This window comes from Methylobacterium sp. J-076, assembly GCF_022829405.1.
Lineage (GTDB): Bacteria > Pseudomonadota > Alphaproteobacteria > Rhizobiales > Beijerinckiaceae > Methylobacterium.
Genome location: NZ_JAKSXW010000038.1, coordinates 100,725 through 107,458, shown reverse-complemented (window position 1 = coordinate 107,458; position 6,734 = coordinate 100,725). Strand labels below are relative to the sequence as shown.

Genomic DNA, 6,734 nt, shown 5'->3' with positions numbered 1-6,734 from the left:
ACGTCGGGCTCGGACGTCTACTCCACCAACCTGCTGGCCTACACCGCCACCCTCGGCAACGGCTTCTCCGCCACGCTGTCGATGGAAGACCCGAGCTTCCGCCGCTCGCCGGTCTACGCCCCGACCGCCGCCCTGTCCGCGACGGTGGGCAACACCTCGACGCAGATCTTCGGCCAGGCGAACTCGCTGATCCCGGTGGTCCTCGGCGTCAACGCCGCCGGCCAGCCGATCGGCTTCGGCTTCACCGACGGCATCCAGCGCAACCGCATGCCCGACTTCGTCGGCGTGCTGCGCTACGACCAGCCCTGGGGCTCGGCCCAGCTCTCCGCTGCCGTGCATGAGATCAACACCGGCAACGTGATCACCCAGGGCGGCTTCCTCGGCACCAACAGCGCCGGGGCGGCCCTCACTGCCACCAACGCCAACACCGCCCGCACCCAGAGCGAGTACGGCTGGGCCGTCCAGGGCGGCCTGAAGGTCAACGCCCCGTTCATCGCGCCGGGCGATGCCTTCTACCTCCAGGGCGCCTATGCCGAAGGCGCGCAGATGTACACCGGCAACGGCTCGTACAACGGCTCCTATTCGATCAACCCGACCTCGATCGAGGGCGCGTCGTTCAACCAGAACTTCTCCGACGCGACGATCAACCCGTTCACCAACCAGCTGCAGCTCTCCACGAGCTTCTCGGTGATCGGCTCGTTCCTGCACTACTGGTCGCCGGAGTGGCGTTCGGCGGTGTTCGCCTCCTACGGCGAGAACACCTTCGGGGCCGGCGCCCGCGCCGCCCAGGGCGCCTATTACGGCTTCGTGCCGACCACGGGCACCAACATCGGCAGCACCGTCATCTCGACGCTGGGCGTCGGCACGCCGGGCACGCGGTTCTATGCCCTCAACGGCAACCTGCGCGACACGTACATGCTCTATGCCGGCGCGAACCTGATCTGGTCGCCGGTGAAGGACCTCGATATCGGCGTCGAGGGCATCTACGCCCAGTACGGTGTCCAGAACGGCCGGGTGCTCGACACCCAGAAATTCAACTACACCGCCGCCTACGTGAATGCCGGCAACCCGGTGAAGACGATCACCAGCACCGACGTCTTCCAGGCCCGCTTCCGCGTCCAGCGCGACTTCTGATCACCAATCTCGACCGGGATTCTCCAAAGCCCCGGTCTAGATGTCCCCCGTGCAAGAGGGATCTCGACTGCCCGGCCTCGTGCCGGGCATTTTTTTTGGCCACCGAAGACGAACTTCGTCGATGCACTACGGTTGCTCGACATCGCGAAGTTCTTGGCGCCCGGCGCCGGCCGATATCGGCTGACGTACTTGTCGTTACTTCCTCCCGAGTCTACAAGCGACCTCCATAGGAAGCGGACCGGGGCAGGGATGAGCGATGACATGGTTGCTCTCCTGCTGGCCGTGGCCGCAGAGAACGCCGACCTGCGCGACCAGCTCGCCACCGCCCAGGACATGCTGGTGGAGACCGCGATCGACGCCGGCAACCTGCACGCCCTGATCGAGGCCGTGCAGGCCGAGCGCGATGCGTGGCAGGCCGAAGCCGAATACCTGAGGGGAGACAGGATGAAGCGCGCCCGCTAGCGCGTTTTTCGCCAACCTCGGATCGGGTGTCCCCGCGCCTCGGTCCGGGTCCCCTCCCCCTTGTGGGGAGGGGTTGGGGTGGGGGTGGTGCCGGAGAGGGCTCCGGCGGTGCCCCCTGAACCTCCCCCACCTCCCGCTCCTCCCCACAAGGGGGAGGAGAGCCATGTGGCGCCGTGGGCGCACCCGATCCAGAATCCCCGGAAAACGCCGTGGCGCGCGCCCTCGCGGCGTCCCCGCCGCCGTTCTGAACGAATCGTCGAATGGGGGCGTTGGCCCATGAGGTGACACCACGTTCGCCTCGGGAGACAAACGCCATGTCCGTCAAAACACTTGCGCTCGCAGCGACCCTCCTCGTCACCGTCTCCGGGGGGGCCTTCGCGCAGACCCGCGCCGGGGGCGGAAGCGCCGAGGGCAACATGAACAGCCCCGGCAGCGTGAAGAGCGAATCGCAGAAGATGAACGAGGAGCGCGGCGGCGCGATGAGCACCGGTGCCCCCGGCACGAGCGGCGGCCCCCCGGTCAGCACCCCCGGTGCGGCGGCGGGGAGCGGTGGGGGCAACGGCGCCACCGGCAGCGGCGCAGCCCCCAGCGGCAAGTAATACAAGGAGGGGGAGCCCTGCGGAGGCTTCCCCTCACCCAGGCTGTGACCTACCGGGACGGCCGCACCCGGCGGGGGCGCGCGGCACCGGTGGCCCGCCGGGCCGCCGGCCTCAGCTCCGCCACGCCGGGGCGGCCTCCGAGGCCGGGCCGGCTTCGGCGAGGTAGGCCCAGGCGGCGGCCTCGTCGGCGAGGTCGAAGGTCTTCGTCTCCACCGGCATGATCAGGCCCGAGAGCTTGATCATCGCCTCCGCGAAGGCCGGCGCACCGACGACGACGTAATGCCGGATATGGGCCACCGAGCGGGCCTTCACGCTGGTGGCGTAGCCGTCGAAGGTCGCGCCGAGCTCGGACCCCTCGTAGTTCGCCATGACGATCAGCATGTCGATGGTCTTGTGGGCCTGCATGGCCTGGTCCGTCAGGGCGGACATCCATTCGATGTCGGGCCGGGTGATCTTGTCCCTGATCTCGAAGGCCAGGAGGTCGGGGCGCGGCGCGTCCCGCTGGACGATCGATCCATCCGGTGCTGTGTTCATGTGAACCTCCCCGCCGCGGTGCGGCCTTCGAACGATGGACCGGTCACGCCCGGTCCGGACGGCCTACCCCTCGGCGCGCAGGCTCCGGATGAACTTCCGGGCGATCTCGCGCACGGCCTCGTCGTCGCGGGCGGCGCCTTCGGACTTGTCCCAGAGATGATCGAGGCTGCCCTCCAGCTCGTCCAGCAACTCGGGGTGGCGCTGCGCGAGGGAGCGGATCGTCCCGAACAGCAGGTGTTCGACGGCCATCTCACGCCGACGGGCGTCGGCGACCTGGTCCAGCGGAGGGGGTGAGATCTGATCGGTCATGTGCCCTCAACGGGCATCGGCGGGCCCGGTTCTCCCCTGCGGCGAGGTGCGACGTCATGGGCGCGGGGGAGCGCCGGGGGCTTGGGAGGGGGCTCGGCTTGCCCCGCCGCGCGTCTGAGCCATCTCCTGCGGCTCGACGACGTATGGGACGGAGATCGTGATGCGCCCCTTTGCCCTCGCAGGCCTTCTGCTCCTCGGCGCGCTGCCGGCCCCCGCGCAGGAGGCGGCCGATACGGTGCCGGTCTGTGACAGCCTCATCGCCCTGCGCCAGCTCGCCGCCGGGGCCGGCGAGGACCGCGCCCGTGCCGCCGGGCAGGTCTCCAGCCAGCCCGGCTGCCGCCTCGTCCCGCGGGACCGGATCGGTGCGGTCGAGCGTCGGGCGATGTTCGGCGGAGGCACTTACGAATGCGTCGGCATCGCGGGCGGTGCGTGCGCCTGGGTGATGCCGTAGCGCCCCGCCCCCGGCCCCGGGGCGGAGGCCCGAGGGCGTGAACCGCCCCCGGTCCGTGCGTCGCCACCGTCGCGCGGCGGGGCCGTCACGTGCCGCCCGGCGTCGCCGCGTCACGCACCCGGAACGTGCCGGACGGCATGGGCGGCGTGCCGGTCGGGGAGGCGGTCTCCCCCGCCGAACAGCTTGCGCCGGAGCGAGCCGGGCGCGTAGGCGGTCTTGTACAGGCCCCGCCCCTGAAGCTCGGGGATCACGAGGTCGATGAAGTCCGAGAAGCTCTCCGGCACGACGATGCGGCTGAGGTTGAACCCGTCCACCTCACCCTCTTCGACCCAGGATTGCAGCTCGTCGGCGATGGACACCGCGTCGCCGGTCAGCACCGCGTAGCGCCCGCCGAGGCCGAGCTCCGCCAGCAGATCCCGCTTGGTCAGCCCCCGCTTGGCGGCCGCGGCGGTGGCCGACTGGATGGCGTTGCCGGGGGCGTAGGGGATCACCTCGTCGAGGCCGTAGCGGGCGAAGTCGATGCCCGTAGAGGCGGAGAAATGCGCGAGCCCGGCCTCGGCGCTGGCGTAGCGCATGTACTCGGCGCGCTTGTCCTCGGCCTCCGCGCGGGTGCGGCCGGGGATCGCGGCGATGCCGATGAACACCTTCACGTCCTGCGGGTCCCGTCCGGCGGCGGCGGCCTCGGCGCGGATCGCGCGGACGGCGTCCCGGGCCGACGCCTTGTCCCGCGCCGAGATGAACACGCATTCGGCGTGCCGCCCGGCGAAGGCCCGGCCACGGCCGGAGGCGCCCGCTTGGTAGAGGACGGGCGTCCGCTGGGGCGAGGGCTCGCACAGGTGGTAACCTTCGACCGCCAGGAACTCGCCGCGATGGGAGACCGGCCGGATCCTCGCCGGATCGCTGAAGACCCGGGCCTCGCGGTCGCGCCGCGCCGCCGCGTCGTCCCAGCTCCCCTCCCACAGCTTGTAGAGCACCTCCAGATACTCGTCCGCATAGTCGTAGCGGCGGTCATGGGCCGGAAGCGCCTCGCCCCGGCCGCGATGGGCGCTTTCGAGGTAGCCGGTGACGATGTTCCAGCCGATCCGGCCGCCGGTGAGGTGGTCCAGCGTCGAGACGCGCCGGGCGAAGGTGTAGGGCGCCTCCGCGAAGACGTTGACGGTGACGCCGAAGCCGAGGTGCTCCGTCACCGCCGCCATGGCCGGGACGATGAGCGTCGGGTCGTTCACCGGCAGTTGCACGGCCTCCCGCGCCGTCACGTCGATGCCGCCGCCGTAGACGTCGTAGACGCCGAGGATGTCGGCGATGAACAGCCCGTCGAACAGGCCGCGTTCCAGAAGCTTCGCCTGGTCCGTCCAGTAGCGCAGCGTGTTGTACTCGCTGGAACGGTCGCGCGGGTGGGTCCACAGGCCGTGGTTGATGTGGCCGACGCAATTCATGTTGAACGCGTTGAGCCGGATCTCCTTGCGAGGGGACGTCATCGCACCTTGAGCCTCCGCACGATGCTGTCGCCCGTGACCTGCACGAGGCAGACGAGGACGATCAGGATCGCGATGACCACCGACATCACCGTCGTGTCGAAGCGCTGGTAGCCGTAGCGGATCGCCACGTCACCGAGGCCGCCCGCGCCGACCGCGCCGGCCACGGCCGAGGCGCCGATCATCGAGACGATGGTGATGGTGAACCCGCCGACGATGCCCGGCAGGGCCTCGGGCAGCAGCACGTGGAGGAGGATGTGGCGGCGGCGGCAACCGATGGACTGGGCCGCCTCGATGAGCCCCGGATCCACCTCCCGCAGGGACACTTCCGCGATCCGCGCGAAGAAGGGCGTGGCGCTCACCGCCAGCGGCACGATGGCCGCCCAGACGCCGATGGTGGTGCCGACGACGAGCCGGGTGAACGGGATCAGCGCCACCAGCAGCACGATGAAGGGCACCGCCCGGAAGCCGTTCACCACGAGGCCGACGAGACGGTTCGTCCGCGGCGCCGGGACGATGCCGCCCGGCCCGGAGGTGACGAGGAACAGCGCCAGGGGGATGCCCGCGAGCACCGCGATCCCCGCCGACACGCCCACCATGAACAGCGTGTCGAACGCCGCCTGCCAGAGGCGGTCAATCATCTGCGGCGACATAGCCGACTCCTTCGACGGTTTCTCCGATCGCCCTCAGCCTCGCCTCCGCCTCCGGGCCCTCGGCGGCGATGAGCAGGCGGCCGACGGCGTGCCCCTGGATCCGCTCGACGCCCGCCTGCAGGAGCTGCACCGCGCCGCCCGTGGCCGCGACGAGGGCGGACAGGTCGGGGGGCGTGCGCCCGGAATAGGTGATCCGCAACACCGCCCTGGCGCCGGGCGCCGGATACGGCATGAGCCGGTCCGACAGATCGCTGGACAGGTCGCGGGTGAGGGGCGCGAGCAGCGCCCGGGTCGCCGGGTGTTCGGGCGCGCCGAACAGGCGCCAGACCGGCCCGGCCTCGGCGACCCGCCCGGCTTCCAGCACCACCACATCGGTGCAGATCTCGCGGATCACGCTCATCTCGTGGGTGATGAGGATGATGGTCAGGTTGAGCCGCCGGTTGATGTCCCGCAGCAGGCCGAGGATCGAGAGCGTGGTCTCGGGGTCGAGGGCCGACGTCGCCTCGTCGCAGAGCAGGATCTCCGGGCCGCTCACCAGGGCGCGGGCGATGCCGACGCGCTGTTTCTGCCCCCCCGACAGGCGCGAGGGATAGGCCTCGGCCTTGCCCTCCAGGCCGACGAGGCGCAGCGCCTCCTCCACCCGGCGGGCGGTCTCCGCCCTGCCGACCCCCTGCACCTTGAGCGGCAGGGCCACGTTCTGCCGGACGGTCTTGGCCGAGAGCAGGTTGAAGTGCTGGAAGATCATGCCGATGCGGCGGCGCAGGGCCACGAGGCCGTCCGTGCGCAGGGCCGCGATGCGCTCGCCATCCACCAGCACCCGGCCGGAGGTCGGCTCCTCCAGGCGGTTGACGGTCCGCAGCAGGGTCGACTTGCCGGCGCCCGAGCGACCGATGATGCCGAAGATCGCCCCGGACGGGATGTCGAGGCTGACGTCGTCGAGCGCGCGGATCTCGCCCCCTGCGGAGCGATAGGTCTTCGAGACGTTCTCGAACCGCACGGTGCCGGTGCCGCCCGGTCCCGCCTCCCCCCGGGCGGCCGTGATCGCGGGCCCACCCGCCGCCGCCGTGGGCGTGGCCGGGCCTGCCATCCCGAGACTGTCCAAGGCCAAGGTCGCCAT

General features: G+C 70.8%; 9 protein-coding genes. 4 read left to right on the top strand and 5 right to left on the bottom strand.

Going from position 1 to position 6,734, the window contains the following annotated elements; genetic code table 11:
- The 3 genes from MKK53_RS03020 to MKK53_RS03010 all read left to right on the top strand — a co-directional run.
- Window positions 1–1,134, top strand: a 1,134-nt coding sequence (locus tag MKK53_RS03020) for a porin (RefSeq protein ID WP_243926773.1), incomplete at its 5' end; no start/stop codon positions are given.
- A 249-nt stretch (window positions 1,135–1,383) separates the two neighbouring features.
- Window positions 1,384–1,596, top strand: coding sequence for a hypothetical protein (locus MKK53_RS03015; protein ID WP_243926771.1), 213 nt, complete (start codon window positions 1,384–1,386; stop codon window positions 1,594–1,596).
- A 314-nt stretch (window positions 1,597–1,910) separates the two neighbouring features.
- Window positions 1,911–2,195, top strand: coding sequence for a hypothetical protein (locus MKK53_RS03010; protein WP_243926769.1), 285 nt, complete (start codon window positions 1,911–1,913; stop codon window positions 2,193–2,195).
- A gap of 111 nt (window positions 2,196–2,306) precedes the next feature.
- Here the strand turns inward: MKK53_RS03010 and MKK53_RS03005 are convergent, their stop codons facing one another.
- Both MKK53_RS03005 and MKK53_RS03000 read right to left on the bottom strand, forming a co-directional pair.
- A complete protein-coding gene (locus MKK53_RS03005; protein WP_243926767.1) occupies window positions 2,307–2,729 on the bottom strand; it encodes an STAS/SEC14 domain-containing protein in 423 nt (140 codons plus the stop codon).
- Between the two features lie 63 nt (window positions 2,730–2,792).
- A complete protein-coding gene (locus MKK53_RS03000) occupies window positions 2,793–3,038 on the bottom strand; it encodes a hypothetical protein (RefSeq protein ID WP_243926765.1) in 246 nt (81 codons plus the stop codon).
- Window positions 3,039–3,198: 160 nt separating this feature from the next.
- On the opposite strand from MKK53_RS03000, the gene MKK53_RS02995 reads away from it, so the two are divergent.
- Window positions 3,199–3,489, top strand: coding sequence for a hypothetical protein (locus tag MKK53_RS02995; protein WP_243926763.1), 291 nt, complete (start codon window positions 3,199–3,201; stop codon window positions 3,487–3,489).
- 110 nt (window positions 3,490–3,599) lie between these two features.
- Here the strand turns inward: MKK53_RS02995 and MKK53_RS02990 are convergent, their stop codons facing one another.
- Genes MKK53_RS02990 through MKK53_RS02980 form a run of 3 tightly spaced genes read right to left on the bottom strand, consistent with a single transcriptional unit; the run spans window position 3,600 to window position 6,734 of the window.
- On the bottom strand, window positions 3,600–4,967 hold the full coding sequence (locus tag MKK53_RS02990; protein ID WP_243926761.1) for an LLM class flavin-dependent oxidoreductase: 1,368 nt from the start codon (window positions 4,965–4,967) through the stop codon (window positions 3,600–3,602).
- The gene (locus MKK53_RS02985; RefSeq protein ID WP_243926759.1) at window positions 4,964–5,617 is read right to left on the bottom strand and encodes a methionine ABC transporter permease; all 654 of its coding nucleotides are present in this window, start codon (window positions 5,615–5,617) and stop codon (window positions 4,964–4,966) included. The genes MKK53_RS02990 and MKK53_RS02985 overlap by 4 nt, the downstream gene beginning before the upstream one ends.
- The gene (locus MKK53_RS02980; RefSeq protein WP_409564259.1) at window positions 5,598–6,734 is read right to left on the bottom strand and encodes a methionine ABC transporter ATP-binding protein; all 1,137 of its coding nucleotides are present in this window, start codon (window positions 6,732–6,734) and stop codon (window positions 5,598–5,600) included. Before MKK53_RS02980 ends, MKK53_RS02985 begins: the two co-directional genes overlap by 20 nt.